Origin of the sequence: Pantoea sp. Cr_R13 (genome assembly GCF_029222565.1) — a bacterium.
GTDB lineage: Bacteria > Pseudomonadota > Gammaproteobacteria > Enterobacterales > Enterobacteriaceae > Pantoea > Pantoea eucalypti.
This window is the reverse complement of the sequence record NZ_JARHXL010000009.1, coordinates 447,254-474,238: the sequence shown is the minus strand read 5'-3', so window position 1 is coordinate 474,238 and position 26,985 is coordinate 447,254. Positions and strand designations below refer to the sequence as shown.

At 53.0% G+C, this 26,985-nt stretch carries 24 protein-coding genes, 1 pseudogene and 1 riboswitch; of the genes and pseudogenes, 13 read left to right on the top strand and 12 right to left on the bottom strand.

All coding sequences use genetic code 11. The features are described 5' to 3' along the window. Positions 1–237: 237 nt before the first annotated feature. Entirely contained in the window at positions 238–1,332 is a 1,095-nt protein-coding gene (locus P2R09_RS06155) for an alpha/beta fold hydrolase (RefSeq protein WP_275768039.1), read from the top strand. Here P2R09_RS06155 and P2R09_RS06150 read toward each other — a convergent pair. Beyond that, positions 1,238–2,311: an AraC family transcriptional regulator gene (locus tag P2R09_RS06150; RefSeq protein ID WP_275768037.1), complete on the bottom strand. Its 1,074-nt coding sequence runs from the start codon at positions 2,309–2,311 to the stop codon at positions 1,238–1,240. The genes P2R09_RS06155 and P2R09_RS06150 overlap by 95 nt on opposite strands. Before the next feature lie 598 nt (positions 2,312–2,909). On the opposite strand from P2R09_RS06150, the gene P2R09_RS06145 reads away from it, so the two are divergent. Continuing rightward, positions 2,910–3,680, top strand: a complete 771-nt coding sequence (locus tag P2R09_RS06145; RefSeq protein ID WP_275768035.1) for an ABC transporter substrate-binding protein — start codon at positions 2,910–2,912, stop codon at positions 3,678–3,680. A gap of 36 nt (positions 3,681–3,716) precedes the next feature. Continuing rightward, complete coding sequence (locus tag P2R09_RS06140) at positions 3,717–4,790, top strand: DUF2817 domain-containing protein (RefSeq protein ID WP_275768033.1); 1,074 nt, start codon at positions 3,717–3,719, stop codon at positions 4,788–4,790. A 2-nt stretch (positions 4,791–4,792) separates the two neighbouring features. Here P2R09_RS06140 and P2R09_RS06135 read toward each other — a convergent pair whose 3' ends face one another. After that, positions 4,793–5,566: a 2OG-Fe(II) oxygenase gene (locus tag P2R09_RS06135; protein ID WP_275768032.1), complete on the bottom strand. Its 774-nt coding sequence runs from the start codon at positions 5,564–5,566 to the stop codon at positions 4,793–4,795. Between the two features lie 99 nt (positions 5,567–5,665). Between P2R09_RS06135 and P2R09_RS06130 the strand changes: the two genes are divergently transcribed. Next, complete coding sequence (locus tag P2R09_RS06130) at positions 5,666–6,571, top strand: LysR substrate-binding domain-containing protein (RefSeq protein ID WP_275768030.1); 906 nt, start codon at positions 5,666–5,668, stop codon at positions 6,569–6,571. Between the two features lie 98 nt (positions 6,572–6,669). Here the strand turns inward: P2R09_RS06130 and uca are convergent, their stop codons facing one another. From uca to P2R09_RS06100, 6 genes are all read right to left on the bottom strand, one after another. Continuing rightward, complete coding sequence (uca, locus tag P2R09_RS06125; RefSeq protein WP_275768028.1) at positions 6,670–10,275, bottom strand: urea carboxylase; 3,606 nt, start codon at positions 10,273–10,275, stop codon at positions 6,670–6,672. Between the two features lie 112 nt (positions 10,276–10,387). Next, on the bottom strand, positions 10,388–11,023 hold the full coding sequence (locus P2R09_RS06120; RefSeq protein WP_275768026.1) for an urea amidolyase associated protein UAAP2: 636 nt from the start codon (positions 11,021–11,023) through the stop codon (positions 10,388–10,390). Between the two features lie 10 nt (positions 11,024–11,033). Continuing rightward, positions 11,034–11,762, bottom strand: coding sequence for an urea amidolyase associated protein UAAP1 (locus tag P2R09_RS06115; RefSeq protein ID WP_275768025.1), 729 nt, complete (start codon positions 11,760–11,762; stop codon positions 11,034–11,036). Continuing rightward, positions 11,759–12,544, bottom strand: coding sequence for an ABC transporter ATP-binding protein (locus tag P2R09_RS06110; protein ID WP_105099732.1), 786 nt, complete (start codon positions 12,542–12,544; stop codon positions 11,759–11,761). Before P2R09_RS06110 ends, P2R09_RS06115 begins: the two co-directional genes overlap by 4 nt. Further along, entirely contained in the window at positions 12,541–13,356 is an 816-nt protein-coding gene (locus P2R09_RS06105) for an ABC transporter permease (protein ID WP_003855145.1), read from the bottom strand. The genes P2R09_RS06110 and P2R09_RS06105 overlap by 4 nt, the downstream gene beginning before the upstream one ends. A gap of 24 nt (positions 13,357–13,380) precedes the next feature. Further along, entirely contained in the window at positions 13,381–14,436 is a 1,056-nt protein-coding gene (locus P2R09_RS06100) for a putative urea ABC transporter substrate-binding protein (RefSeq protein ID WP_008924671.1), read from the bottom strand. Positions 14,437–14,496: 60 nt separating this feature from the next. Continuing rightward, a riboswitch (guanidine-I (ykkC/yxkD leader) is annotated at positions 14,497–14,595 on the bottom strand. Positions 14,596–14,881: 286 nt separating this feature from the next. Here P2R09_RS06100 and P2R09_RS06095 point away from each other — a divergent pair. Together P2R09_RS06095 and P2R09_RS06090 are read left to right on the top strand one after the other, a co-directional pair. Then, positions 14,882–15,931, top strand: coding sequence for an ABC transporter substrate-binding protein (locus P2R09_RS06095; RefSeq protein WP_275768021.1), 1,050 nt, complete (start codon positions 14,882–14,884; stop codon positions 15,929–15,931). Beyond that, positions 15,931–16,614 (top strand): annotated as a pseudogene (locus P2R09_RS06090) (molybdate ABC transporter substrate-binding protein); the annotation flags it as partial. The gene P2R09_RS06095 and the pseudogene P2R09_RS06090, both read left to right, overlap by 1 nt. A 137-nt stretch (positions 16,615–16,751) precedes the next feature. Here P2R09_RS06090 and P2R09_RS06085 read toward each other — a convergent pair. After that, positions 16,752–17,135, bottom strand: a complete 384-nt coding sequence (locus P2R09_RS06085; protein ID WP_039661431.1) for a cupin domain-containing protein — start codon at positions 17,133–17,135, stop codon at positions 16,752–16,754. Positions 17,136–17,406: 271 nt separating this feature from the next. On the opposite strand from P2R09_RS06085, the gene P2R09_RS06080 reads away from it, so the two are divergent. Further along, complete coding sequence (locus tag P2R09_RS06080; protein WP_003855132.1) at positions 17,407–18,204, top strand: MetQ/NlpA family lipoprotein; 798 nt, start codon at positions 17,407–17,409, stop codon at positions 18,202–18,204. A gap of 140 nt (positions 18,205–18,344) precedes the next feature. On the opposite strand, the gene P2R09_RS06075 is transcribed toward P2R09_RS06080, so the two are convergent. Then, on the bottom strand, positions 18,345–19,052 hold the full coding sequence (locus P2R09_RS06075) for a phage antirepressor KilAC domain-containing protein (RefSeq protein WP_275768018.1): 708 nt from the start codon (positions 19,050–19,052) through the stop codon (positions 18,345–18,347). A gap of 388 nt (positions 19,053–19,440) precedes the next feature. On the opposite strand from P2R09_RS06075, the gene P2R09_RS06070 reads away from it, so the two are divergent. Together P2R09_RS06070 and P2R09_RS06065 are read left to right on the top strand one after the other, a co-directional pair. After that, complete coding sequence (locus P2R09_RS06070) at positions 19,441–19,875, top strand: 6,7-dimethyl-8-ribityllumazine synthase (RefSeq protein ID WP_009092969.1); 435 nt, start codon at positions 19,441–19,443, stop codon at positions 19,873–19,875. 51 nt (positions 19,876–19,926) lie between these two features. Next, the gene (locus P2R09_RS06065; RefSeq protein ID WP_275768013.1) at positions 19,927–20,400 is read left to right on the top strand and encodes a nuclear transport factor 2 family protein; all 474 of its coding nucleotides are present in this window, start codon (positions 19,927–19,929) and stop codon (positions 20,398–20,400) included. Between the two features lie 44 nt (positions 20,401–20,444). Here the strand turns inward: P2R09_RS06065 and P2R09_RS06060 are convergent, their stop codons facing one another. Further along, positions 20,445–20,840, bottom strand: a complete 396-nt coding sequence (locus P2R09_RS06060) for a hypothetical protein (protein ID WP_003855127.1) — start codon at positions 20,838–20,840, stop codon at positions 20,445–20,447. A 357-nt stretch (positions 20,841–21,197) separates the two neighbouring features. Here P2R09_RS06060 and P2R09_RS06055 point away from each other — a divergent pair, with 357 nt between their 5' ends. From P2R09_RS06055 to P2R09_RS06045, 3 genes are all read left to right on the top strand, one after another. Further along, positions 21,198–21,968, top strand: coding sequence for a transcriptional regulator (locus tag P2R09_RS06055; protein WP_275768011.1), 771 nt, complete (start codon positions 21,198–21,200; stop codon positions 21,966–21,968). Positions 21,969–22,089: 121 nt separating this feature from the next. Continuing rightward, a complete protein-coding gene (locus P2R09_RS06050) occupies positions 22,090–22,479 on the top strand; it encodes a DUF1090 domain-containing protein (protein WP_275768009.1) in 390 nt (129 codons plus the stop codon). A 466-nt stretch (positions 22,480–22,945) separates the two neighbouring features. Further along, positions 22,946–24,220 (top strand): Glu/Leu/Phe/Val dehydrogenase, encoded by a 1,275-nt coding sequence (locus P2R09_RS06045; protein ID WP_003855119.1) that lies wholly within the window; start codon positions 22,946–22,948, stop codon positions 24,218–24,220. Positions 24,221–24,262: 42 nt separating this feature from the next. On the opposite strand, the gene P2R09_RS06040 is transcribed toward P2R09_RS06045, so the two are convergent. Further along, entirely contained in the window at positions 24,263–25,432 is a 1,170-nt protein-coding gene (locus P2R09_RS06040) for an ROK family transcriptional regulator (RefSeq protein ID WP_275768006.1), read from the bottom strand. A gap of 296 nt (positions 25,433–25,728) precedes the next feature. On the opposite strand from P2R09_RS06040, the gene P2R09_RS06035 reads away from it, so the two are divergent. Continuing rightward, positions 25,729–26,976: an extracellular solute-binding protein gene (locus P2R09_RS06035; RefSeq protein ID WP_275768004.1), complete on the top strand. Its 1,248-nt coding sequence runs from the start codon at positions 25,729–25,731 to the stop codon at positions 26,974–26,976. The last annotated feature ends 9 nt before the right edge of the window (positions 26,977–26,985 follow it).

The window sequence follows — 26,985 nt, the reverse complement described above, 5'->3', positions numbered from 1 at the left end:
GGCATATTGTGTAGGGGCTTTTTTCAGGAGAGGGTCAATGATTTCTGTAACTTCATAATTACTACTGTTGGAAGATTCTGACCCGCCATGGCGTATTGTCGCCGCTATCAGGTTTGGATGGCTGCATAATTAACCGCCATTTTTGCACTTTTAAAGACCTGGATCGTGTAAAAGGACGCATCGGTGCCTTGCTGCCCGTTATTAATAGGGCTCAATCATCACAGCAGGGCATTCATCATGTTGTTCAGAGCAGTGTTTATCGCATTATCGGTTTTAATCATCTCTTTGCAGGCTCATGCAACGCCAGGCTTCCGCCAGGTGACATTAAAAGGGGATCAGGGAGCGACCCTGAACGTAGCCGTTTGGTACCCGGCAGCGGTGCAAAAAGGAGTCAGTGAAACGGTTGGAGGGAACGCCGCCTTTGTCGGCACGGACATTATTCGAGATGCTGTACCCGCATCTGGAAAACATCCACTTTTACTCATTTCACATGGGTTTAATGGCAGCTGGAGGAATCTCTCCTGGCTTGCTTCAGCAATGGCCGCGCAGGGATATATTGTGGCTGCACCTGATCATCCCGGCACGACGACTTTTAACCACAATCCTGAAGATGCCAGAAAACTATGGCGGCGCCCTGGTGAAATTTCCCGGGTAATTGATTTCGTCAGTCAATCTTCAGAATTAACTGGCATAGTAGACCCGGCGCGCATAGCTGCAGCAGGTCATTCACTTGGCGGATGGACAGTCATGTCGCTGGCTGGTGCACGTTTTGATCCTTTACGCCTCCTCCAGGACTGTCAGCGACACGTACTTCGCGGAGACTGTAAACTGACAACCAGGCTTGGAATAGATGACACTTCAGCCCGCAACGTTTTTTTATCTGACTGGCAAGATAAAAGAATTAAAGCCGTCGTGTCACTTGATGCTGGTTTAGCACCTGGTTTTACGCCCGTAAGCCTTAGCAAAATTAACATACCCGTGCTTATTCTGGCGGCAGGCAACGGTATGGTGGGCGAACTTCCAGCGCCTCAGGAATCTGAATATCTTGCTAATCAAATGCGTGAATCATTGCGGAAATACATCCTCATTAAAGGCGCAACACACTTCAGTTTTATGCAGATATGTAAACCCGGGGCAGAGAAACTTATTGATGATGAATCTCCGGGCGACGGCATTGTTTGCCATGACGATAAGGACGCGGACAGAACCGCGCTGCATCAGACAATAACGACTGAAATCACAGTTTTTCTGAATTCTGTACTGAATTATCAAGCGCCTGCTGGCGAAATAAACGCGGGGAAAGTCCTGAAAGCCGCTGAAACTCACGATTAAAATTCGATTTAGTCATAAATCCCGATTCCAGCATGATATGGGTAACGGGTAAAGATGTGCTAAGCAGGAGTTCTTTTGCCCGTTCAACCCTGAACCCATTGATCCACTGAGAAACGTTGCATTGTTTGACAGAGTTAACCGCTGCAGAAAAATTGCGGGCGGGTACGCCGGTTTTTCTTGCCAGAAGAGCCAGGGTCAGATTGGGATCAAGATAGAGCTCAGATTCATGGATCTTTTTTTCCAGCACAATATATAACTCAGTCATATCAGCTGCTGGCGCTTTTTCATCGGTGGTATCTTTTTCTTGCCTGATATCTGGCTCAAATTGTTGATGCGAATTTATGAAGTTGTAAATAATCACACCAACAATAGGTAAGAGCAAAATTTGAATGATGAGAATTATTAAAGTGGCATGCTTTCCGCCACTGATATCAAAATCAATTGCGATGAGAAGATCTGTCAGTGCCGACAGGCAGAGAAAGCTTCCTGCGAAGAACGTCAGGCTAGCTTGCTGAGGGATCTCTTTCAGGCGATTGAATTTTAGTTTTTCATCATTCACAAAAGCTTTTTTGAGCAGTCCAACGCCGTAGCTGAAAAAAAGCAGGCTGAGTATGAAGTCAGTCGCAGGAACCCAAATCAATCTGATCGCCAGCGATACGAGGACTGGCACAATCATGACGAATAAGTCATGTTTGCGTTTGTTGTCGTTAAGTGGGACAAAACTGTGCCATGCAATCGCAGGTAATAGCATGGCCATAACAGACTGCAAATCCCTCAGAGAGTGTGAATCGTATTCCCAGCGAATTGCACTCAGTGAAACCAGGATGATGCAGGCCGAAAGGAAACGCAGTGCGCCGTTGTTGCATGGTTTGCCAGAAAATACTGTTGCCATCAGCAAAAATAAAGCAAGCAGGGTAATGACAGGAAAAGGCACTGAGAGCATAGGTACAGAACCAGAGCTGTAAATTTCCTGAATCATTACATAATTGACCACAAGTTGTCTTGTCTGGCCTCGGGTGTTAAGTAAGGTTCTGACGCAGAAGAAACCGGACTTAGACAGTTTTGAACGTCATTGAGCTGATCAGTTATAGAAGGGTAACAAGAGTCACGCTGGCATCTATAATTTAACATAAGATAGATTGTGCGCATCAATGGTTGTGATAAGAAAGCTGACCTGGCCATCTGGGCTACCTGCTGATAACCCCCGGACATGAGCTCTGAATGCCCTCTAAACACGATTCATCATTTTAAATCCTACCTTCGGCGTAATCTATCTGCTTTAGTAAATCCGCTACTGCCTGATCAAAACAAACCTCTTCTAAAACCAGAATTCTGAATCAAAGCTTTAATCTTTGCTGTTGCCTGACCTGAGCAGGCCCAGACCCTCATCCCGATTTATATCTGAAATTACCATCAGCATTAAGAAAAACTTAACGCCGCACAAAGATTCGCTAACTCACTTAATATTATAAGATTTTACTCTGGATGAATGCTGCTTATCTCTGGCGGGAAATGAACCTGCATGTTATTTGATTAAGGTGTCGTGCTTAAATTCACCAGTCTTCGGGAAATAAAACATGAAAAAGAGCTTATCCCTCGCATTACTGTTTTCGCTTACCGCGTTCACCCAGGGTGCATGGGCACAGCAAACGCTGCGCTTTGGTGTGGACCCTACATTCCCGCCGTTTGAATCTAAAGCGGCTGACGGGTCATTACAGGGTTTTGACATCGATATTGGTAATGCCATCTGTGCTCAGGCAAAGGTGAAGTGCCAATGGGTGCAAATGGGTTTTGATAGCAGCATCCCTGCACTCCAGGCGAAGAAATTTGATGCCATCCTGTCGGCTATGTCGATGACCGATAAGCGCCGCCAGCAGGTGGCGTTTAGCGACATGTTGTATAACACGCCAAGTGCCCTGCTGGCGCCGGCTGACAGCAAGCTGACGACCGACGTTGCTTCTCTGCGCGGTAAGACCATCGGTGTGGCTCAGGGCACCATCCAGGAAACGTACGCCAAAACCAAATGGGAGCCACAAGGCGTCAAAATCGTCTCGTATCCTAATCAGATGGAAGTCTATCCCGATTTGGTCGCCGGACGTCTTGATGGCAGCCTGGCGAATGCGGTCTCCGCTGAACAGGGATTCCTTGCCTCACCGGAAGGCAAGACGTACGCCATTAAAGGAACACTGGTGGATAAAGTCATTTTTGGTGATGGCGTAGGTATTGCGTTACGCAAAGGCGATGAAGCGAACCTGAAGATGATCAACACGGCACTGGCTGAGCTTCATAAAAACGGAACTTATGACCAGCTCACTAAAAAGTACTTTAAATTCAAAGTTTATCCCTGATTACTGTTGTGTCACAAATTCTGGAAGGTGGAGACTATGGCACTGCCCGACTACCGCGTTCAACGTGAACGCTTTCTGGCCGCAGTGGAGCGCAAAGGTGCTGCGATAACCTCATATCGGCATCCTCTCCCGGGTCCGCAGGGCGAAGCGCTATTTACGGATGTGGCACGACTGGGACCCGCCAGCGCATCGCGTCTGATGCTGGTCGTCTCTGGCACACATGGCGTTGAAGGCTATTATGGTTCGGATTGTCAGATAGCGTGGCTCGATTCGCTGGATAAAAATGCCTTACCTGCTGACAACGCATTGCTGCTTGTTCATCTGCTCAATCCTTGGGGTGCGGCGCATTTACGGCGCGTGAACGAAGACAACATCGACCTCAACCGTAACTTTATCAACTTCAGTCAACCGGTTCCTGCTAACCCGGAATATGCGCAGTGGCACGGTATTTATCATGGCGAGCGTGTTAGCGCAGACCGGCAACTGGCTGAGGCGCTGGACAACGTGGGCTGGCAGTCAGTTAAACGCGTGGTGGAAGCGGGACAATATACGTTTGCAGATGGCTTTTTCTTCGGCGGGCATCAGCCCAGCTGGTCTCATCTTACGATGAAGGCGCTCATCGAACAGCATCTCTCGGTTGCAAAAACCATTGTCAGCTTCGATCTTCATACCGGCGCTGGCGCATGGGGCCATCCGATGCTGCTCTCAATTGCAGAGCACCGTTATGCTGCTCACGACTGGGGCAAAGTCATTTACGGGGAGTGGCTGACGTTGTTATTTACCGGCCCCGAACGTGACAGCGTAACGGGCGTGACCGCAACGGCGACCGGATATCTGTCGCAATATCTGCTGACGTCGCTGGCGGAGACGCAAATATTGCCGCTGGTCGTGGAGTGTGGAACTTACGAGGGCCAGGATATGCATCAGCGGGTGCGTGAAGATCACTGGTTGCATCTCAATGGCGAACCCGCCAGTGCGGCAGGTCAGGCAGTGAAGCAACAACTGGTAGAGGGATTCTGGCCCGCCGATGCGGACTGGCGTGCGTTAGTGGCGTTTCGTACGCAGCAGATTTTCCAGCGTGGCTGGCGTGCCCTTGCAGACACGCCCTGATGTTATAATTTGCCGTAGAAAGTCATACGCGCAGTTTCGGATAAAGCAATGTCGGGCTGGGTATTGTAGGCCAGTACCGCCAGCATCCGGGTGACCTCGCCTTCAGTTGGGGTCACCCGGTGCAGTGAATTACGGCCACGAAACAGCACCAAATCCCCGGCATCAATCTCCAGCTCGTCAACCGGCTGGCGTTCATCCAGAACGGCTTCAACTCCTGCAAAGTTCATCTCACCGGCATCGGCATCCCGCAAATCTTTCACGTATTGAAATATGCCGCCCGCCAGCGGTTTTTGGACCAGCAAGGTGATAGCAAAGGAGGAGTTGTCGAAGTGCCAGCCCAGCTCCTGTCCGTGAGGCGCATAGTGCAGGTTGATCGAGGAAAGCGGGTCCGCGTAGGGATAGAGCGCGCCCTCACCCAGCACATCGCACAGAAAACGCTGGAACAGGTCATCATTATAAAGCTGACGCAGCGGCGAATCGGCAGCGATCAGATCATCAGTAATACAGCCTTTGGTGCTGAGCACATCCCGATTACGCGGGTGATCGGCTGAGAAAGCCTCATCAGGCTTCATCAGATACACATTGTGTTTGCTGCGGGTATGATAGGCCAGATGACGTTGCGCATTGCCCTCTTCGATGATCGCCTCTAAAGCCTGTGGTTTTAAAAACTGACGCAGTACCAGCGCGCCAGACTGGTTTAATTGCTCACGACAGCGTTGACGCCAGCCGTGGTCGGCCAGCGGATGAAGATCGAGACGAACAAGGGAACCAGACATAGCAACATTTCTCACGATGGGCAGGTGTAATGTTACTCTACCTGTCGCCTGCCACACTGCGTAACGATAAAAATTTACTGCCCTGATAAGGAAGCGTTAATGCCTGCCCAAATGCCAAGGTTGCCAAAAATCAGCGTCATACAGTCATTCAAGGTGGCTGCCGAGCTGGGAAGCCTGGCAAAAGCCGCCGCCCAACTGGCCTTAACGCCGGCGGCGGTCAGTCAGCAGATTCGCCAGCTGGAGGAACAACTCGGCAGCGCCCTGTTTTTACGCACGCAGAGCGGTGTCATGCTGACAGAAACCGGAAAAGAGTATCTGCGCTATGTCACCGAGGCCTTTGATATCCTGCATCTTGGCCAGCAAAATATCCGCCATGCAGCCAGTGCACCAAAACTCACGGTTTACGCATTACCGGCGCTGGCATCCAAATGGCTTTTGCCTCAACTGGCGAGCTGGCGCGATCATTGCCCGAATATTGATCTCTCGTTACACGGCACGCATTCTCAGGTCGATTTCACCGCCATGCCCGCTGATTTCGTGATCTGTTTCGGTGAGGATCGTTACCCGCAGCTGGATAAGCTGAAGCTGTTTCATGATGAGGTGCTGCCGGTGGCAAGTCCGGCGCTGCTGCAACGCTTTTTGCCGGAAACGGTTCTGAGTCAGGCACCGCTGATCCACCTCGACTGGGGAAATGAAGGCCGTTTTCTGCCGGACTGGCCGGGTTGGTTTCAGGCCAAAGGCATGGACGAGCCGCTGCCGCAGCCCGCCTTTAGTTTTAATCTGACTTCACTGGCGATTGATGCGGCTGTTGCGGGTATGGGATTGCTGCTGGGACAACGACGCCTTATCGCGCCCGAACTGGCGCATGGCGATTTGGTGGTAGTGGATGATCTTTACCTGCCACTGAGCAAACCCTATTTCCTCGCCTGGCCACAACGCACGATGAGCCAGCCTGGCAGTGAAGCACTGATCGGCTGGTTAAGCGAACAGGCTGCAGGTCGCTGATAGCCGGTGAACGTAAATGCCTGCGCCCGCCAGGGGTAACCGCCGTCGGGCGCAGGATAGGATTGTCACGCCTTTATGTCACTACGCTATAAGCATCGTTACGCATTGTCCTCAGTGATGACTGCCACGCGCTGCCCTGCACGGACTGCGCTGCCTGGCTGTACGCTGACCTGCTGAACAATACCGTCGCACGGGGCCAGAAGCGGGATCTCCATCTTCATCGACTCCAGCACGACCAGGATATCCCCTTCCCGAATCCTGCTGCCCGCCGTCGCCTGTACCTGCCATAAATTGCCGGATACCGGGCTTTCAACCCCCTGCTCACCCGGCTGTAGCGGTGCATCGCCGCCTTCATCCGCCACCGTTTCCTGACTGTCGAAATGCGCCTGGCCGCTGGCTATCCAGCGATCCCGTTCAGCATTGAATGCGTTTTGCTGATGATCGCGAAACTCGCCGATACTCTCCGCTTCACGTATGAGGAAGTCCTGATACTCCGCCAGCCGCAGCGTGCTGTGCTCAATACGCAGCGGATAGCGATCAAGTGGAAAATCGCGGCGAATCTGCAACAGTTCCTCCGCAGAGACCGGATAAAAACGGATCTGATCAAAGAAGCGCAATAGCCAGGGTTTGCCACCGAAATCGGCGACTTCATGATAGCGATTCCACATCTGCAGTGTGCGCCCCACAAACTGATAACCGCCCGGCCCCTCCATGCCATACACACACAGGTACGCGCCGCCGATGCCAACCGAGTTTTCCGCCGTCCAGGTGCGGGCCGGATTATATTTCGTCGTCACCAGACGATGGCGAGGATCCAGCGGCGTGGCGACTGGCGCACCCAGATAGACATCACCCAGTCCCATCACCAGATAGCTGGCGTCAAACACCGTGTTCCAGACAGCCTGCTCATCAGGCAGGTCGTTTATCCGGCGGATAAACTCAAGGTTACTCGGGCACCATGGCGCGTCCGGGCGCACGGTAGTCATATATTTTTCGATGGCTTTCTGACAGGCCGGATCGTCCCAGGAGAGCGGCAGATGCACCACGCGTGTGGGCACCTGCAGATCATCACTCATGCAGACCGTCTCCCACTCACCCCGCACCCACGTCAGCAGTACGTCAAGCGTGAGCGTTTCCGGCTGGAAGTGGATTTGTAGCGAGCGAATTCCCGGCGTGATATCAATTATGCCTTTACGGCCCTGCGCTTCCAGCGCCTGCATTAATGCATGAATGCGAAAACGCAGCACCAGATCCAGCTCCGGCTCGCCTGCCTCCAGCAGCAGATGCGTATCGCCAGAGAGACGCGCCACCAGACGTTTATCCGCTTCGCCGCAGGTCATTACGATGGGCGACGTCAGCGGCGCAGGCTGCCACGCTGTCTCCTGTGGCTTAAGCGTTGCGAGCTCGCTGCGACGGCTCTGGGCCAGTCGACGTGCTGTCGGGATATCCACCACTACAAACTGCACTTTGTCACCGGCTTTAAGCTGTCCCAGTTGCCACAGATCCGCTTCGATGACCGTCACCGGACAGACAAACCCGCCGAGACTCGGGCCATCCGGCCCCAGGATTACCGGCATATCGCCGGTAAAATCGACTGCGCCGATGGCGTAAGGGTTATCATGAATATTCGAGGGATGCAGCCCTGCCTCGCCGCCGCTGTCGCGGGTCCAGATCGGCTTTGGCCCAATCAGACGCACGCCGGTGCGGCTTGAGTTAAAGTGCACTTCCCATTCTGTGGCAAAGAAGGTCGCGATATAATCCGGCGCAAAGAACTCTGGTGCACCGTGTGGGCCATAAATGACACGCAGAGTGCGTACTTTGGCGAGATCTGTGCGCAGTGCAGCGGGCAGTTCTGCACCGTCTGGGATTGCGGCTTGCGGAGCAAGATGCAGCACGTCGCCGCTACGCAGCGCACGTCCCGCGTGTCCGCCAAACTGGCCCAGAGTAAAGGTGCTTTTGCTGCCCAGATAGTCAGGCACCTGAATGCCACCACGCAGGCAGAGATAGCTTCTGACGCCCGCGGCTTTCATCGCGCCCAGCTTCAGGGTTGAGCCAGCCGGGATGGTAAATACAGAGTCCATCGCCTGTTCAACACCATCCAGCGTAACACTCAGCGTTGCGCCACAGATCACCGCCTGAATCTCTGTATTAAATTTCAGTGTGGGTCCGTTGAGAGTGATCTCCAGCGCGGCGTCCCCCTCTGCATTGCCCAGTAGTCGGTTGCCGAGACGCAGGGCGCGATCGTCCATCGGTCCCGACGGCGGCACACCGACCGCCCAGTATCCCAGACGTCCGGGATAATCCTGAACACTCGTCTGGGTTCCGGCACTCAGCACTTCAACCGTTGCCGCCTGATAGCTGAGTTGCTCCAGGCTGCGGGTCCAGGGTTCCCCCGCTGTGAAGGGGGCAAAAGCTAAAATCTGTAGCAGATAGAGGCGGTTGGTTTCAACACCATAGAGACGGGTTTCCGCGAGTGCCTGTGCCAGGGTCGCGATGGCTTCATCGCGTGTCGGTCGCCAGGCGATGGCTTTTGCCAGCATCGGGTCAAAGAATGGCGGGACTTCGCACCCTGCCTCCACCCAGCGGTCAATGCGAAGGGTTTTACCGTCTGCCGCCGGAAAGGCGACCTCGGTTAACAGGCCAGGCGATGGCTGGAACTGGCGGCCCGGGTCTTCCGCATAGATTCGTGCCTGAACGGCATGGCCCTGTGGATTCAGCGTGGCGGCTAAAGCAGTCAGTGAGGGGAGATCGCCCGCGGCCAGTTCAATCATCCACTTCACCAGATCAACGCCCCAGACCTGCTCTGTCACGCCATGTTCAACCTGCAGGCGCGTGTTCATTTCGAGGAAATAGAACTGCTGCGCCGCGCTGTCATAGACAAACTCCACTGTGCCGGCGCTGCGGTAGTTCACCGCTTTTCCCAGGGCGATGGCCGCCGAACACAAGGCCTCAGCCATGCCTGCGGGCAGATTCGGGGCTGGCGTCTCTTCAATCACTTTCTGATTACGTCGCTGAATCGAGCAGTCGCGGACGCCCAGCGCGATAACCTCGCCCTTGCCGTCACCAAATATCTGCACTTCAAGATGCCGGGCACGTTCGATATATTTTTCGAGAAAAACCCCGGCATCGCTGAAGTTGTTCTGGCCCAGCCGCTGTACGGTTTCAAACGCATCTGACAGCGCCTGCGCATCACGACAGACGCGCATACCAATGCCGCCGCCGCCCGCCGTGCTTTTGAGCATCACCGGATAGCCAACACTCTCTGCGGCATGATGCGCTTCGCTGAGATCCGCCAGTAATTCACTGCCTTCCAGCAACGGCACGCCTTCTGCTCTCGCCAGTGCGCGGGCGGTGTGCTTCAGGCCAAACGTCCGCAGCTGCTGAGGCGTAGGACCGACAAAAATCAGTCCCGCAGCTTCACACGCTTCGGCAAAGGCGGCGTTTTCTGACAGGAAACCGTAGCCAGGATGAATCGCTTTGGCCCCGCTCTGCTGCGCGGCGGCGATAATTTTATCCGTCATCAGATAAGTTTGTGCGGCAGGCCCTTCGCCCAGGCTCAGCGCCACATCGGCTTCGCGGATATGTAAACTGCTCAGGTCAGCTTCGGAGTAAACAGCAACGCCTTTCACCTGCATGGCACGCAGCGTGCGCAGAATACGACAGGCGATAGCACCGCGATTGGCAATCAGTAAGGTATCAAACATAAGCGAACTCTCAGGGATGCGGGTCGTCCCGCAACATTCGATATTCCCTGGGGCCGTCCCCGGGGCTGACCGGCTCAAAACGTGCGGCCGGCAACATGCTCAGCAGGCTGGCTTAGTTCCAGACCAGCACTTCTGCGGGTGTCGGGTTCCAGCCGTTGCAGGGGTTGTTCAGCTGCGGACAGTTAGAGATCAGCACCATCACGTTACACGCCGCCACCAGTTCAACGTATTTGCCGGGCGCAGATAACCCATCCTCAAACGTCAGGCCGCCTTCGGGTGTCACCGGAACGTTCATAAAAAAGTTGATGTTGGCGCCGATATCGCGCTTATGCAGACGACCATCGTGCAGGCAGGCGCAAAGGAAATTATCCCGACAGCTGTGCATATAGCGCTTATCCTGGGCATAGCGCACAGTGTTGCTCTCCTGCGAGCAGGCACCGCCGAGGGTATCGTGGCGACCACAGGTATCAGCAACGATCGTCAGCATCGGATTACCCAGATTTGAATAGAGTACGCTGCCGGTAGTCAGATAGACTTTTCCCAGACGACGCAGAGTGCGCTGAGGATCGTAGCGTTCCCGCGGGTTATCAGTGTTATAGAAAAGAGTATCAATCGCCTGATTGCCTTCGAGATCGAGCAGGCGCAGCGTTTGCCCTTTTTTCACTTCAAACAACCACGGCTCGCCTGCCGGGATCTCGTGGCGATAGACAGCATCTTCAGGACGACGATCAGAGTGGATAAGTGTCATCGCAGCCTCCTTACAGGGCAAAAAATTGGGTATTTTGAAATGCGCGCTGGTTTTCACCGCGAGTGACCATTGCTTCGCTGACAGTCTGTATATCGTCAGCCTGATACCAGCTCAGCTGGACCGGGCGCGGAAGATAGTCCGTGGCGGGATCCTGCGGATGCGGCAGCGCAGTCAGCACCATCAGCACGTCCATCGGCGCATAGAGTTCGACGAAGTCGCCTGCCCGGCTGTTGCGCGCGCTGAACCGAAAGCGGCCCTCTTCATCCACTGTGATCTTGCTGAAAAAGTTGACGACCATCAGCAGGTCCTCCAGGCCCAGATCCCATTTGCCCATTTCCACCAGCAGATTATCTGTACCGTTGCGATAGAAGCCGTTGCGCAATTCCTGGTAGCGGCCTGCTCCATACTTATCCTGTGTTTCCGCCGCGTTGAGTACGCCGCCAAACGGGTCGTGCCAGCCACAGCTATCCGCGACGATTGCAGTCATCACACGTCCCATGTCTGAATAGAAACAGTGACCGGTGGTCAGGTGCGCGGTGTGCTGACCTTTCAGGGTATCAGGCAGATTCAGCCGTTCACTTTTCTCGTGCGGATTGAGCATCATCATGCTGACGTTCGCGCCGCCCTCGATGTCGGTCAGGCGCAAAATCTGCCCTTTACGCAGAATCAGCGAGGTATGCGCTCCGCCTGGCAGCAGCTCTTCGCGCAGGCTCGGGGCTGAATGAAAAAGTTCTGTCATTGAGCGATCTCCTTAAGGGGATAAATGTTGTTTTTGCTGCCGGTGGCCAGTTGAGAGAGGCGCGTTTCATTGAGCGGGATGTCATAAGTGATACGCGCGCCCCATGCATTGGGGGCCTGCGGGTCGATGCGCACTTTGTCGAACACCAGCAGCCGGGTACCCAGATTGAAGCCTTCGGCCAGATCGTGCGTGACCATAAACACCGTCATCCGGGTTTCGCTCCATAGCTGCAGCAGCAGTGCATGCATATCTTTGCGAATGCCGGGATCCAGTGCACCAAACGGCTCATCCAGCAGCAGCACGCGGGGCTGCATCACAAATGCCTGAGCAATCGCCAGTCGCTGCTGCATCCCGCCGGAAAGCTGCGCCGGATATTTATCCAGTGAATGGCCCAGACCGACTTTCTCCAGCATCTGTTTTGCCTGTTCACGGGCCTGACGTTTCCGTGCGCCAAAAAGCCGCCCGGTAAAAGGTGAAGCCGGAAGTTCGAGGCCAATGGCGACGTTATCCAGCACGTTGAGATGGGGGAAAACTGAATAGCGTTGAAACACCACGCCACGACTGCGATCGGGCTCCGCGGAGAGCTGCTCGCCATCCAGCGTGATCGATCCTCGCGTTGGTTTTTCCTGACCAAGCAGCAGGCGTAAAAATGTCGATTTCCCGCAGCCGGACGCGCCCACCAGCGAGCAGAACTCACCCTCTTTCACCTGCAGATTGATGCGTTCCAGCACCACGTGATCGCCATACTCCTGCCAGATATTTTTGATATCGATAAAACTCATTCCCGGCCTCCTTCCGCCCAGGGGAAACAGGCTTTGTGCAACTGACGCAGTGCGAGATCCATCAACCACGCCAGCAGCGTGATCCAGATGACATAAGGTATAATGACATCCATCGCCATATAGCGGCGGACCAGGAAAATGCGGTATCCCAGCCCGGCGGTCGCGGAAATGGCCTCAGCGGAGATCAAAAAGAGCCACGCGGATCCCAGCAGCAGACGCAGTGAGGTGATCAGCCGTGATAAGAGTTGCGGCAGCACGACCCGCAGCACCACCGTCCAGCTGTTCGCCCCCAGGGTTTGTGCTTTAATAAACAGCTCCGCGGGGATTTCCCTGGCCCGGTGTTCCAGATCGCGCGCCAGCATGGGTGTAATGCCGATAACGATCAGCATCACTTTTGACAGCTCATCCAGCCCGAAGACGATAAATAACATCGGCAGCAGCGCCAGCGGCGGGATCATCGACACCACGGTCATAAACGGTGACAGCGCCGCACGAGTCATCGGGAAAACGCCCGCCGCAATCCCGATGCAGAGACCAATGAGCGACGAGATCGCCAGGCCTGTCAGTAAACGACTTAAACTAATCCATGTATCCACCCACAGCAGATACTCCCCGCTGCGCTTGTCCGGGGTAAACGCCATCCGGTCTATGGCCGCAATCATCTGCGACAGGCCGGGCAGCAGTTTGTCCTGAGGGTTCGCTTCCAGACGCACCGCCGAACTGATAAACCAGACGGCGATCAGCAATACAAAAGGTAACAGCATCAGCGTCAGGCGCATTCCCTGCCGGGGATAGCGGTTGATGTGGCGCATGGCAAAAACTCCTGATATCGATGATTACAGCTTGCCCGCGGCGGCCATCTTCAGATAGCTGTCGTCGAAGCGCAGTTTGATGTTTGCTGTATCACCGACGGTGATGTTGCCAGGGAAGCTCATGCCGATGAAGTCGGCACTTTGTGCGCCCTCGCCCAGTAATCCCTTATCAAAGGAGAATGCGGCGACGCGCTGCATGGTTTTCGCCAGATCGGGAGAAGAGACAAATGTCTCGGTTTCGGCAGGCGTCCAGAACAGATGGGTGGTTTTCAGCTGCGCCTTGTATCCGGCGAGGTCAGTACCGGAATCGGCGGCCATTGCACTCAGCGCCTGCGTATCTCCAGACTGCATTTTCGCCATCATCTCAAACCAGGCACCGGTCAGCGCCTTGCCTAGCGCGGGGTTGTCTTTCAGGGTGTCGGTATTGACCACCATCATGTCAATCAATTCGCCCGGCACGGCCGAGGAGCTGAACACTTCAGTGGTTTGCGGCGTTTTCTTAATCACCGAGAGCTGCGGGTTCCAGGCCACGGCGGCTTTGACGTTGCTGGTGCCGAAAGCTGAAACGATATCCGCATCGGAGGTGTTCACAACTTTGACATCTTTCTCCTGCAGTCCGGCTTTTTCCAGCCCGCGAACCAGCAGGTAATGAGAAACAGACAGCGCAGGAAGATAGACTGACATTCCTTTCAGATCGCTGAGTTTCTTATTTTCCCCTTTCAGCACCACACCGTCGTTGCCATCGGAATAGCTGCCGGTGATCAGCGCCGTTGAGTCAACGCCACCTGCCGCAGGAATGGTCAGCGCATCCATGTTCGTCATGGTGCAACCGTCAAACTGTCCTGCGGTGTACTGGTTAATTGACTCGATATAATCGTTGAGCTGGGTGATATGAATTTTAATGCCATATTTGCTGGCCCATTTATCAATGATCTTCTCATTGCTGATGGTGCCCCACGGCATCCAGCCTGCGTAAATGGTCCAGCAGATGTTGAACTCTTTTTTGACTGCGGCGGAAGACGGCGCGCTGACCAGCAGCGCCAGAGACATAACAAGCGTCAGGAGTGGTGATTTCTTCATGGTTGACCTCTGGTTGGCACAAAAAAACGGGAGCAGCGCAAGACACCAGATGGTGCCGCTGTCTCCCGGGCTTTTGTCCCGCCGTGTAACCTCGCAGAGGTCGCCAGCTCTCGGACCAGCCATTCACCTGCGTGAACCGGAACCCTAGCCAGCTATTTCAATCAATTGTGTCTGACGCTGCTTACTGCTAAGAGTTAGGCAAATGGCGTGCCAGAAATTAAATACTGAAATATCAGAAAAATAGACGAGACAAAATCTATAAGGCACCGGGATGGTGAGCCAGTAACGGGCGTTGCACATAATCAGTGCTGAGGTGAGAAGCACAATAAAATTTGGACGTACGCCCTTTTGATTATCCCTTCAACAGATGAGGTGTAACCCAGACGGTGACGTCTGCTACGTATCGCTATATAATTATCTGCATAACGATTTTCGAGGATAGTTAATGAAGCGCTTCTGGCAGGCATGCACACTGAGTTTACTTATACTCCTTCCACTCTCTTCCCATGCGTCTCGCCAGATAACCGATCAGATTGGCCGTCAGGTCACGATTCCAGACCATGTTGATCGCGTCGTGGTGCTTCAGCATCAGACGCTGAATCTGCTGGTGCAGATGAACGCCACGGATAAAATCGTTGGTGTAATGGCGAACTGGAAGCAGCAGCTTGGCGATAGCTATGCCCGTCTGGCACCCGAGCTAAACCAGAAAACCACGCTGGGCGATCTGACGCATGTCGATCCCGAAAAACTGGTGGCGCTGCATCCGCAGGTGGTTTTTGTCACCAACTATGCGCCGCATGAGATGATCGACAGCATTACTGCACTGGGCATTCCGGTGGTTGCTATCTCGCTGCGTCATGACCAGCCGGGTGAAAAGGCCAAAATGAATCCGACCCTCAGCGATGAGGAAATAGCCTATGACAAAGGGCTGCGGGAAGGTATTACGCTTATCGGCGAGATCATCAATAAACCTGAAGAAGCGAAAGCACTGATTGAGGCTACCGATCAGGGCCGCAAAATCGTCAGCGCTCGCCTCCGGGATATTCCGGCGGATAAACGTATTCGCGCTTATATGGCTAATCCGGATTTCACCACCTATGGCTCCGGCAAGTATACCGGGCTGATGATGCTGCATGCTGGTGCGGTCAACGTCGCTGCGGCGACCGTAAAAGGTTTTAAAACCGTGTCTATGGAGCAGGTGATCGCCTGGAATCCGCAGGTGATTTTTGTGCAGGATCGTTATCCCTCAGTCGTCAATGAAATCAACAGTTCACCGCAATGGCAGGCGATTGACGCCGTCAAACATCATCGCGTTTATTTAATGCCGGACTACGCCAAAGCCTGGGGCTATCCAATGCCTGAAGCGATGGGGCTCGGCGAATTGTGGATGGCAAAAAAACTCTATCCGCAGAAGTTTACAGATGTAAACATGAATAAGCTGGCTAACAGGTGGTACCAACGCTTCTATCGCACCACTTATCAGGGACCAGAGTGATGCGCGTACTGGCGGCGGGTAGCCTGAAAACGGTCTGGCCTGCAATGATGGCGCACTTCCCTCATCCTGTAGAAACCCACTTTGGTCCCGCCGGCTTGCTCCGCGAACGGATCGAGGCGGGTGAGCGCTGTGACCTCTTTGCTTCAGCCAGTGAGGAGCATCCACAGAGGCTGCTGGCTGCCGGACGAGCACTGGCGCTGATGTCGTTTGCGACCAATAAGCTCTGCCTCACGGTGCGCAGTGATTGCATTCAGGCGGGTGATGACTGGTATCAGCTGCTCACCCGTGACTCGCTGCGAATCGCAACTTCCACGCCATTAGCCGATCCTTCAGGCGATTATGCTCAGGTTCTTTTTGCCCGGATGGGACCGGCCGGAGAGGCCGTGCGCCAGCGCACACAAACAGTGGTGGGCGGACGTGACTCAGCAGCCATTCCCGCAGGCAAGCTGGCGGCGGAGTGGATTATCCAGAGTGATCAGGCGGATCTGTTTATCGGCTACGCCAGCTATCGAAAAGCCCTGAGCCAGATTGCCGGCCTGCGGGTGATTGATATCCCCGAGGCTTTTAATCCTGTTGCGCGTTATGCCTGTGCTGTTATCACGTCCGAGGCAGGACAACTGGCTGCGTTTTTAAGATCGGAATCGGCAAAAGCAGTACTTCGGGAAGCGGGGTTTGGTTGTGATTTAAAGACCCCTATTGTTCGCAACCTGGAGCCTTGTCACTTTCACTTCAGACGTGTAAGCAATCGCGAAGGCGAAATGGATTCGGTCTGCAGAGTGGTAGCATGGCAGTATTTTACGTTGCCGTGCTGCTTCAGGATTTAAAATTCCTCTGGCTCACCCGGCAATGGCTCGGTTAGCTCCTGCCCTTTTACACCCGCATAGGTAATCACCAGTTCAGCTGGCTCATTCAGGGTATATCCCCGATGCGCGCTGTTGACCGTCTCATTGAGGGCTTCACCTGCATGGAAAGTCCGTTGCTCACCGCTCTCTTTATCTTCCACGATCAGAGTGCCGGAAAGAATAAACGCCGCATTTGGCATGGGATGGGTGTGCCACGGCAATGACGTGTGGGCAGGCAGTGACAGCCGCATGACGGTCAGTTCTGGTTCGCCAGCAGGATAGGCTTCGATAACTTCACCGTTCCACGCCTGACTGCTGCGCATCACTTCAACTGCGTTAATCCCGCTATCTTGCTTTGACATGGTTAATCCCTGTTAATAATCAATAAAATGCCAGTTACGACCCATGCCTAAGCGTAGAAGAAAATCACATGGCTGCGTAATACGCGGGTACACAGAAGATTTCATCCAGCAAAATCAGTAATCCTGGCAACCCATTATTGAAAGGCAAGAAGCTGGTTAATTTATGTTCGAATTACGCGTTGTGGTTATAAGATATATTCCGGCGTCAGTACGCAACCTGTGATTTCTGTATTATCTTTGATTCCATCTACTACCTGAGGGATTTCTGATAATGAAAGGTCTGTTTACGGCATTACTTGCCAGTTCTGTTTTATTATTGTCCGCCTGCTCAAAAGATGACGATAACAAAGTTAAAGTCGCGATTAATACCGGCCCGGACGAAGCGATCTGGCAGGTGGTACAGCAGGTTGCTAAAGATAAATACAAACTTGATGTTGAAGTGCTTAACTTCAATGATTATGTGCTGCCAAATGAAGCGCTGAATAACAAAGAAGTCGATGCCAATGCGTTCCAGAGCCTGCCGTATCTTGAGTCTCAGTCTAAAGAGCGCGGCTATAAATTTGCTGTAGTCGGCAAGACATTCGTTTTCCCGATTGCGGCTTATTCGCACAAAATCAAAAACATCAGTGAACTACAGAATGGCGCCACGATCACCATTTCTAATGAAGCCACTACGCTGGGACGCAGCCTGCTGCTTCTGCAGGCGCAGGGCCTGATTAAACTGAAAGACGGAGTGGGATATTTACCGACTTCGCTGGATATCGTCGAAAACCCAAAAAACCTGAAGCTGGTTGAGGTGGACACGCCGCAGCTGACCCGCACGTTAGATGATCCCAATGTAAGCCTGTCGATTATCAATACTAACTTCTCGGCTCAGGCTGGATTATCAGCACACCGCGATGGCTTATTCATGGAGAGTGCCTCATCGCCTTACGTGAATGCACTGGTATCTCGTGAAGATAATAAAGACAGCGATAAAATTCAGAAGTTAAAGGCTGCGCTGCAGTCACCTGAAGTCGCGGCAAAAGCAGAAGAAGTTTATAAAGGTGATGCGATTAAAGGCTGGTAATTCATCCTGCAATCCATAACTTCGAAAAAGGCCGCACTCTGTCGCGGCCTTTTTTGTCTCTGTATTTCAAGCCAGGCTTCAGTTATCGGTACATTTTATATATTTGTCCCTCTGCTCCACCTGCTAAACCAAAGGCGCGGTTATGCGGCTGCGCCTTTAAGTTGAGCAGAAAGATGACCTGCCCAAAGGCTGGCGACCCATTTCACTCCTTTCGACGTAAAGCGAGCCTGAGAGAACGCGTGCTGGTTTTCGCCCGTGCCGCAGTGCAGCGTAAAATAGCCCGCCTGAAGATGGTAGTGCTGCGGGGTAAGTGTTCCCCTGGCACGATACATGATGTTTCGCTCCAGCAGGAACTGGCGGAACGCCGGTTCTTTCACTTTTAACATTTTGCAGAGCTGACGAAAGCCAAGACTCTCATCAACCTCAACAAAATTATCGAAGAACGCCGCCTTGGGTGCTGAGAGAGCCAGCTGCTGCTCAGCCGCCTGACGCTGTTCGAATTGCTCGGCCCAGGCGCGAGCAGCTTCAGCCGGGTTAGTGAAGTCAGGCAGATGTGAGGTTTTTTCGCGATCCTGCCAGCGATCCAGCACCTCAGCTGTGAAGCCTGGCGACAGGCGTGCCACGGCCAGTAGCGAGTCTCGCTTGTTGAGACGGTACTCCTGACGTACTTCCCCTTCCCGCTCATATTCATTCACGCTAAGTGGCTGGGAGAGACGCGCGGCAGTCTCCAGACTTTTGATTAAACGCTTCACTTCTCCATGTGTGATACCGGTCATCTGAGCCAGCTCACGACTGCTCATTGTGACCGATTGTTCCAGAGACCTGAGGCTTTCAGTCGATATCATCATGGATTCACCCCTCACTATCGCTTCCAATACCCGGCGGGCAGTCCATTTATTATACAAATACCTGTTCGGATATCCAGTATTTTATTTAAGCAATTCCGTAACTGGAAGCGGTTACGCAGATCAGGCAATAAGAGTTGGGTTTTGAATGGATAAGTGCGATGGCGTTGAGATTGGCAGCGCGTTATCCGCCTTTGCTGCAGCATATGAGGGTAATTTTCCCTTTGGTTATTTACATATAATCACAATGGTGGACACAGAATCTTTACATTACAGTATAGTGATGATTGTCAGCAGGTTAGTTGCCTGCCAGACTCACTATTTTGATTCGGGGTGCAGGGGCGCAAGCTGGCTCGTTACCACTGGATGTCACCTATAAATGGAGAAAGTCATGCAGCCGTTGAAAGTCGCCTTTATTAAAGCCAACTGGCACAGCGAAATCGTTTCGCAGGTTCTGACAGGATTTGAACAGGAACTGGAGAGCCGTGGAACCTCATACGAAATTAAAACCTGGGATGTGCCAGGGGCTTTTGAAATGCCGTTACTGGCGCAACGCCTTGCGCAGACCGGCAATTTTGATGCCATTGTCTGTGCAGCACTGGTGGTAGATGGTGGCATCTATCGTCATGATTTTGTCGCCCAGGCGGTGGTCAGTGGTCTGATGCAGGCGCAGCTGGCAACCAATGTGCCGGTTTTCTCCGTTTCCCTGACGCCACACAATTTCCAGCCTTCTGCAGAGTTTATTGACTTCTATACACAGCACTTCGTGAAAAAAGGTCAGGAAGCGGCACGTGCTGTCTGCCAGATTCACGCTCTCGAACTCTGATCATCCCGAATAATGATTGGGCTGCTGCCTGCGCGATAAAAGGAAACGACATTGGAAAATTCACGTCCGCCTCTACCGCCCTTTACCCGGCCTGAACAGGCAATTGAAAAAGTCCGTCTGGCCGAGGATGGCTGGAACAGCCGTGATGCTGAGCGGGTCTCTCTGGCCTATTCAGCGGATAGCCAATGGCGTAATCGCGATACCTTCCTGACCGGCCGGGCAGAAATCGTCGCTTTCCTTCAGCAAAAATGGCAGCGGGAGCAGGAGTATCGGCTGATTAAGGAGCTGTGGAGTTTTGACCAGAACCGGATTGCGGTTCGGTTTGCCTATGAATGGCATGACGAGCAGCGACAGTGGTATCGCTCCTATGGCAACGAGAACTGGGCCTTTGACGAGCAGGGATTAATGATGCAGCGCTTTGCCAGCATCAACGATATTAAAATCGATGAAAAACAGCGACTGTTTCACTGGCCACAGGGGCGGCGCCCGGACGATCACCCCTCGTTGAGTGAACTCGGTTTATAGTGTGAACGTACCAGCGGAGAGCGCGGCTCTCCGCCGTCATCAAATCAGCCCTGCACACCCTTATTTTCGACAAAGGTGGCTTTGCTGTTTGTAACCGTGTAAGCCACTTTTTTGACATCTTCAGGTGACGTGGTCACTTCTACAGGTGCGATTGTCACTCGACCCATACCAAACAGGGTTGGCACATAGCCGCCAATCTGGTGCTTTCCGGCAGGAACGTGCAGCAGCATGCTTTCGCCATTGGGTAATCTGCCGGCGTCTTTGCCATCTACGGTCAGGAACACACTGGAGCCATCATCTGCACGGGTCTTGATGTGTGAGACATCAATCTGCGTCGGACCAGCCGCAAATTCATCTGGCGCATCGCTGGCGGCATGTTTCGCACAACCAGTCAGTACAGCCGCAACCGTTACCACGGCGAGAGTAAAACGATAACGCATGGGACACTCTTTCTCCTGATCATCAGATCCCGCTATTTTAGCGATTTGCCGGGTGGATGTAAGGGGTTAAGCAGTCAGCATGCTCTTAAAAAGGTAACAGGAGATCCGTTCCCGGTATATTTGCGTAAAGAATCTTTACTGAATAAATACACAGTTATTTTTTACCGGTCATGGACACTTTTAACTCTCTGATCATCATGAATTTACCATCAGAATAATAACGAATAAGCGAAGCGTCACGCGGCTTTCTCGCCGGTTTTACAGGGCTTTTCCCTGTTAATTCGCTGTTATAAGGTTCATAGTAGCAACTCATCCCCGGTTCAATACGGCGGCCTCTCCCTCAACAGAGGGCACGATATGCATTCTTTTACTACCGATACTATTTGCGCATTGACGGGTACGCATCCGGCTAACCTTAAGCGCTGGATTAAACAGGGTTTACTGACGGCGCAGCAGAATCCCGACATCTGGAACGATGATCATCTCAGCGAAATTTATGCCTTAGTGGGATTAACCGCTACTGGCGCGACGCCTGAAGAGATCAGAGAGGGACAGCTGGCCGCATCAACGGTCACTACCTATGGCTGGGCAGCGCGTAAAGGCGACATGCTCTGGCAGCTTGAATTTGGTACACCCTTGTCGCTTGCCCGTGAGATGCACAATATGTCCAGCAACTACAGTGGTGATGATTTTATCATCAATCTTTTGCGACCTCTGAGCGTCTGGCTTCATGCCGATCAGCGTCAGGGTGCATCGCGACGCCTGGCGCGTTTTGAGCAATCTGTGCAGCAGCAGGCGGATAAAGTGATGCGCCTCTCATCGCGAAATAAATCATCAGTTCCTTTATTCCTGGAAGCGGTGAGTGTTCTGGATAAGACTGAAATCTGGCTGGAAGCGATTCGTCTTACTGCGATGGGCTTTAATGTCGAGGTGGATTCACATGCAAGTGGAGAACCTGCACTTAAGACCGAACTTTACCAGCATCATGTCATGTGGTGTGGTGCCGGGATTTCTCAGGAAATGCGGGACTACTTTGAACAGCAGCATCAGAATGGTCACCCGGTAATGCTCAGCGGCCCGGATCGTAACCTGCATTACTTCCACTCTTCTGCATCATCAGCTGCCTGAAGCAGGCAGCCCTCCATTTCCCTTTTTTTCTTCCACCGCCGGTAAATTTTTTTTCGTTAAGAATCTCATAAGCTGGCTCCGTATACTGGTGCCACGATTCTGACTCATTGACGAGACGATAATGAAAAAGAGCTTACTGACCTTCTGCCTCTATCTGTTACCTCTTAGTTTGACTGTTGCTCAAGCGGCCACGGCCCTGACAGGGTGTGCCGCCAAAAAGCAGGCGATGGAAACTCAGCTCTCGATTGCGCGCCAGCACAATAATACTCATCAGGTTGCTGGCCTTGAAAAGGCGCTGCGCGAAGTCGAACAGCACTGTAGCGAAAGCAGCCTGTCAAAGAAACGCCACGAAAAAGTGACAGAGAAAAAGCGCGAAGTACAGGAACGGGAACAGGAACTGGCAAAAGCAAAAGCAGAAGGACGCAGCGCCAGCAAGATCCAGAAGCGTGAAGATAAACTGGCCGAAGCGCGTCAGGAACTGAATGAAGCTGAACAGGCCCTAAGCCGTTAACCTTCTTTTGGGTCAGCCCTTTTACTGGCCCGCTATTTTTGTCTTTTCTGCACGACTCCCTCCCTCTTTTCTAAATCACTGATAAGCCAGCGCTATTGGCGCATGACTCATTACTTTATGTAATCCTTTGATTACTTATTCTCATGCACTTAATTGGTGCAACAAAGTCAACACAGATGAGATCAATTATTTAACTTTTTGAACACCCTCAAAGAATTGAAAGATAGCGATATTTCCTGCCCTATGCAGAGAATACGCACTTAAGCCGCATCATTATTCGCATTTAGCCAGTAACTATAAATAATCTATGCACTCGGATTGCCCCAAAACAGGGCGTCGCTGCACGCCAGCATGCCTGGCATCGCATCTTATTTGTTTCAGGAGTGTTAGATTATGTCCGCGCAATACACTGCGTTTAACGTCCACGGCTCCACACAATAAATAACTTCATTAAGAAAGGTTTTTTATGGATAAGTTATCTTATGCGTCTGAAAGTAGCACATCTGCCTGGTCCACCTATCTGCAACAAATCGACCGGGTTGCGCCTTATCTGGGCGATCTTTCACGTTGGATAGATACTTTGCGTCATCCAAAACGTGCGTTGATTGTTGATATTCCTCTCCAGATGGATGATGGCTCAATTCGCCACTTCGAAGGCTATCGCGTTCAGCACAACCTGTCGCGCGGGCCAGGTAAAGGCGGTATTCGCTACCATCCGGACGTCGACCTTAATGAAGTCATGGCCCTTTCCGCCTGGATGACCATCAAGTGTGCGGCAGTTAACCTGCCCTATGGTGGTGCCAAAGGGGGTATTCGCGTTGATCCTTTCAAACTGTCCGATGGCGAACTTGAGCGACTGACCCGCCGTTATACCAGCGAGATTGGCATTATCATCGGGCCGCAGAAAGATATTCCTGCGCCAGATGTAGGCACCAACAGCAAAGTGATGGCATGGATGATGGATACCTACTCCATGAACCACGGTACAACGATCACCGGCGTCGTCACGGGTAAACCTATTCATCTGGGCGGTTCACTGGGACGTGAAAAAGCCACCGGTCGCGGCGTATTCATTACCGGACGCGAAGTGGCGCGTCGTGCCGGTATCGAAATTGAAGGCGCGCGCGTTGCGGTTCAGGGCTTTGGTAACGTGGGTAGCGAAGCAGCACGCCTGTTTGAAGAGGCTGGCGCACGCGTGGTCGTGATTCAGGATCATACCGCCACGCTGTTTAACGCCGACGGTATCAATATGGCCGCGCTGACTGAATGGCAGATCGCCAATAAGCAGATTGCTGGCTTCCCTGGCGCTCAGAACATTGATAAAGAGGCGTTCTGGACCACCGGGATGGATATCCTGATTCCGGCCGCACTGGAAGGACAGATTACCCGCGAGCGTGCTGAAGTCCTGAGTTGCAAAATCGTGCTGGAAGGGGCAAACGGACCAACTTATCCGGATGCCGATGACATGCTGGCAACGCGCGGCATTATCGTGGTACCGGATGTGGTCTGTAACGCGGGTGGCGTAACGGTCAGCTACTTCGAATGGGTGCAGGACATGGCGAGTTTCTTCTGGAGTGAAGATGAGATCAATCGTCGCTCAGATAAAATCATGACGGAAGCGATGGTTCACGTCTGGGAGAAGTCGAAGGAGAAAGATTGCTCGCTCCGCACCGCAGCCTATATCGTGGCGTGTGAGCGCATTCTGATGGCGCGTAAAGATCGCGGTATCTATCCAGGTTAATGCCTGAGGCGCTGTTGCCTGCAACAGCGCCTTTTTCCTTGCCTACTTCATCAGCACCTGAAACTGCGGGTTAAATTCGTCGAAAATCGGCAGTGCTGCAGCACCCAGTGCAGCGGTATCGCTGCCGGTCATACCAATCTTAAGCCGCATATCAAACAGATAACGACCCCGCACCGACTGATAAAGCGGTGGCAATCGTTTTATCATCTGCTCCAGCAAAGGCGCAGGCATCATCCCACCAATTATTACCGCTTCAGCATCAAACACCGACTCCAGAATATTGATCGCCTGACGCAACGGCGTCATTACACTCTCAATCCAGGCAGTAAAGCGCACGGGTTCAATCTGCAATAAATCTTCTGGTAACGCTCGCATCGGATCGAGGCCGCAGAATTCATAAGCTGCCTGCAATGAGACATACCGCTCCAGACAGCCCTGATTGCCGCAGTAACACTCCCGACCGCCCGGTTCCACCACGATGTGTCCAATCTCGCCCGCATTTTGAGCGTGGCCGGTATAGATATGGCCATCGGTGAAGATGCCCGCACCCAGACCGGTGCCGATATAGAGATAGATAAAGGAATTAAGATGCCGCGCCGTGCCGTGAAAGCGCTCGCCGATAGCGGCCACTGTGGCGTCATTTTCAAGCGTGACCGGTAATCCGCTGATAGTGGCGAGCTCCGCCTCAATATCGACCTGCTCCCAGCCGTTCAGTGTCGTGGGGCCTGTTGATGAAATCCCCTCCACGCCAAAAGGCCCCGGCATCACCACGCCAATACCCAGCACTTTGTGCCATTGTGTGCCAAGGAAAGCGCGCATCTCTTCCAGCACGCTGGCAATGCACGCCAGAGTGGCAGCAGGCTGTGGCTTTTGCACCATAAGGAGGCGGCGGAAATGCACTTCGCCGCTAAGATCGACCAGCACCAGTAATAGTGTCTGATGATCAAGATGAATACCGATCGACCACGCACTGGTGGGATTGAGCGTGACCGGAATCGAAGGCTGACCACGGCCGCTGCGGCGCGGCTGTCGGCTGGTCAGCAGCTCGGCCTGCTCAAGCTCCGCTACGATATTCGAGACAGTCTGCGGCGTCAGCGCTGTCATGCGAGCCAGTTCTGCGCGGGTCAGCTCACCGTGAAGTCGAATGGCTTCAATCACCACACGTCGGTTGTGTGCCCGCGCATGTTCAAGGTTGGTACCCGAGGTTTTCATGTTGTTTTCCATTACAGCGGGGCCTGACAGTATTGGTCCCCAGAGTCGTTCGGGCAAACAATATCTTTGATGCTGCACGCAATTTCTGCACATCAGAATAGGCAATTTTGCCATAAAAGCGCAGTCTGAGTTTTAGCGTTGTTACGGCTTTGTTGCACAGATCTTCAGCACTGTGGCATGCCGTTTGCTTAACTCCTGACAGGTCAGTTTATATGCTGACCAAATTACGCCCCCGATTAAATCAATCAAATTGATTTAATTAACCGACAGCCTGTTGCTGCATAGTGGAGAAGACCATGTCACAGCATTATCCCCCCAAACTGAAAGCCGGTTTTGCTGCCTTACTGATGTTAAGCGCAGGCAGCGCGGCGGCGGCCAGCCAGATCAATGCCCTGTTTATGACTCAGGCGGCTTACAGCGAAAACGATATCCGCGCCATGACGCAAAATTTTCAGAAGCAGCATCCGGATGTCACTGTCAATCTGGAGTTTGTTCCTTACGAAGCGCTGCACGATAAAATCGTAGCGGCGCGCGGTGCAGGCGGTAATGGCTATGATGTGGTGCTGTTTGATGCCATCTGGCCAGCAGAGTTCGCCCGATTTGACCTCCTGCAGGATGTCAGCGCACGCATTACGGCAGAGGAAAAAGAGAAGGTCTTTCCGGGCGCGATGAACACGGTGATTTACAAGGGTAAGACGCTGGGTATGCCGTGGATTCTGGATACCAAATACCTTTACTACAACAAAGCGATGCTGGCTAAAGCGGGCATCACCACGCCGCCACAGACCTGGCAGCAGGTACTGGATGACGCGAAGATCATCAAAGATAAGAAGATCGTCAACTATCCGCTGGTCTGGAGTTGGTCTCAGGCTGAAGCGCTGGTGTGTGACTACACCACGCTGGTGTCAGGCTTTGGTGGAAAGTTCTATCAGAACGGCAAGCTCGACTTCTCCAGCCCGGCTTCACTTAAGGCGCTGAACCTGATGAAAAGCTCGCTCGATGATGGGCTGAGTAATCCAGCATCCCGTGAATATCTCGAAGAAGATGTACGTAAATCGTTCTCTAATGGCGATGCGGCTTTCGCGCTGAACTGGACCTACATGTACAACATGGCGAACGATCCTAAGCAGAGCAAAGTGGCGGGCGACGTTGGCATTATGCCAGCGCCGGGCGATGCGCCTGGAAAAGTGGGCGCAGTGAACGGCTCAATGGGACTGGGCATCACCAAAAGCAGTACGCATGCCAATGAGGCGTGGCAGTACATTCAGTACATGACCTCACAGCCTGTCCAGAATCAGTATGCCAAGCTCAGCTTGCCGATCTGGAAATCTTCTTATCAGGATGAGGCGGTGAAAAAGGATCAGGAGAGCCTGATTGCCGCAGCGGATAAATCCTTAAACGTGATGCTGTCACGTCCAGAGACTGCTGATTATTCTCGTCTGTCCAATCAGCTGCAGCAGCAGTTACAACAGGTCTTGCTGGGAAAAACCCCGGCGCAGGACGCGATGGCAACGGTTGACAAAAGCGCTGCCCGGCTGCGTTAAGGAGTCATG

Excerpts from the sequence above, each read along its gene's own strand:
- P2R09_RS06155 (WP_275768039.1), top strand. The coding sequence starts at position 238 with ATGTTGTTCAGAGCAGTGTTTATCGCATTATCGGTTTTAATCATCTCT.
- P2R09_RS06150 (WP_275768037.1), bottom strand. The coding sequence starts at position 2,311 with ATGATTCAGGAAATTTACAGCTCTGGTTCTGTACCTATGCTCTCAGTG.
- P2R09_RS06145 (WP_275768035.1), top strand. The coding sequence starts at position 2,910 with ATGAAAAAGAGCTTATCCCTCGCATTACTGTTTTCGCTTACCGCGTTC.
- P2R09_RS06140 (WP_275768033.1), top strand. The coding sequence starts at position 3,717 with ATGGCACTGCCCGACTACCGCGTTCAACGTGAACGCTTTCTGGCCGCA.
- P2R09_RS06135 (WP_275768032.1), bottom strand. The coding sequence starts at position 5,566 with ATGTCTGGTTCCCTTGTTCGTCTCGATCTTCATCCGCTGGCCGACCAC.
- P2R09_RS06130 (WP_275768030.1), top strand. The coding sequence starts at position 5,666 with ATGCCTGCCCAAATGCCAAGGTTGCCAAAAATCAGCGTCATACAGTCA.
- uca (WP_275768028.1), bottom strand. The coding sequence starts at position 10,275 with ATGTTTGATACCTTACTGATTGCCAATCGCGGTGCTATCGCCTGTCGT.
- P2R09_RS06120 (WP_275768026.1), bottom strand. The coding sequence starts at position 11,023 with ATGACACTTATCCACTCTGATCGTCGTCCTGAAGATGCTGTCTATCGC.
- P2R09_RS06115 (WP_275768025.1), bottom strand. The coding sequence starts at position 11,762 with ATGACAGAACTTTTTCATTCAGCCCCGAGCCTGCGCGAAGAGCTGCTG.
- P2R09_RS06110 (WP_105099732.1), bottom strand. The coding sequence starts at position 12,544 with ATGAGTTTTATCGATATCAAAAATATCTGGCAGGAGTATGGCGATCAC.
- P2R09_RS06105 (WP_003855145.1), bottom strand. The coding sequence starts at position 13,356 with ATGCGCCACATCAACCGCTATCCCCGGCAGGGAATGCGCCTGACGCTG.
- P2R09_RS06100 (WP_008924671.1), bottom strand. The coding sequence starts at position 14,436 with ATGAAGAAATCACCACTCCTGACGCTTGTTATGTCTCTGGCGCTGCTG.
- P2R09_RS06095 (WP_275768021.1), top strand. The coding sequence starts at position 14,882 with ATGAAGCGCTTCTGGCAGGCATGCACACTGAGTTTACTTATACTCCTT.
- P2R09_RS06085 (WP_039661431.1), bottom strand. The coding sequence starts at position 17,135 with ATGTCAAAGCAAGATAGCGGGATTAACGCAGTTGAAGTGATGCGCAGC.
- P2R09_RS06080 (WP_003855132.1), top strand. The coding sequence starts at position 17,407 with ATGAAAGGTCTGTTTACGGCATTACTTGCCAGTTCTGTTTTATTATTG.
- P2R09_RS06075 (WP_275768018.1), bottom strand. The coding sequence starts at position 19,052 with ATGATGATATCGACTGAAAGCCTCAGGTCTCTGGAACAATCGGTCACA.
- P2R09_RS06070 (WP_009092969.1), top strand. The coding sequence starts at position 19,441 with ATGCAGCCGTTGAAAGTCGCCTTTATTAAAGCCAACTGGCACAGCGAA.
- P2R09_RS06060 (WP_003855127.1), bottom strand. The coding sequence starts at position 20,840 with ATGCGTTATCGTTTTACTCTCGCCGTGGTAACGGTTGCGGCTGTACTG.
- P2R09_RS06055 (WP_275768011.1), top strand. The coding sequence starts at position 21,198 with ATGCATTCTTTTACTACCGATACTATTTGCGCATTGACGGGTACGCAT.
- P2R09_RS06050 (WP_275768009.1), top strand. The coding sequence starts at position 22,090 with ATGAAAAAGAGCTTACTGACCTTCTGCCTCTATCTGTTACCTCTTAGT.
- P2R09_RS06045 (WP_003855119.1), top strand. The coding sequence starts at position 22,946 with ATGGATAAGTTATCTTATGCGTCTGAAAGTAGCACATCTGCCTGGTCC.
- P2R09_RS06040 (WP_275768006.1), bottom strand. The coding sequence starts at position 25,432 with ATGAAAACCTCGGGTACCAACCTTGAACATGCGCGGGCACACAACCGA.
- P2R09_RS06035 (WP_275768004.1), top strand. The coding sequence starts at position 25,729 with ATGTCACAGCATTATCCCCCCAAACTGAAAGCCGGTTTTGCTGCCTTA.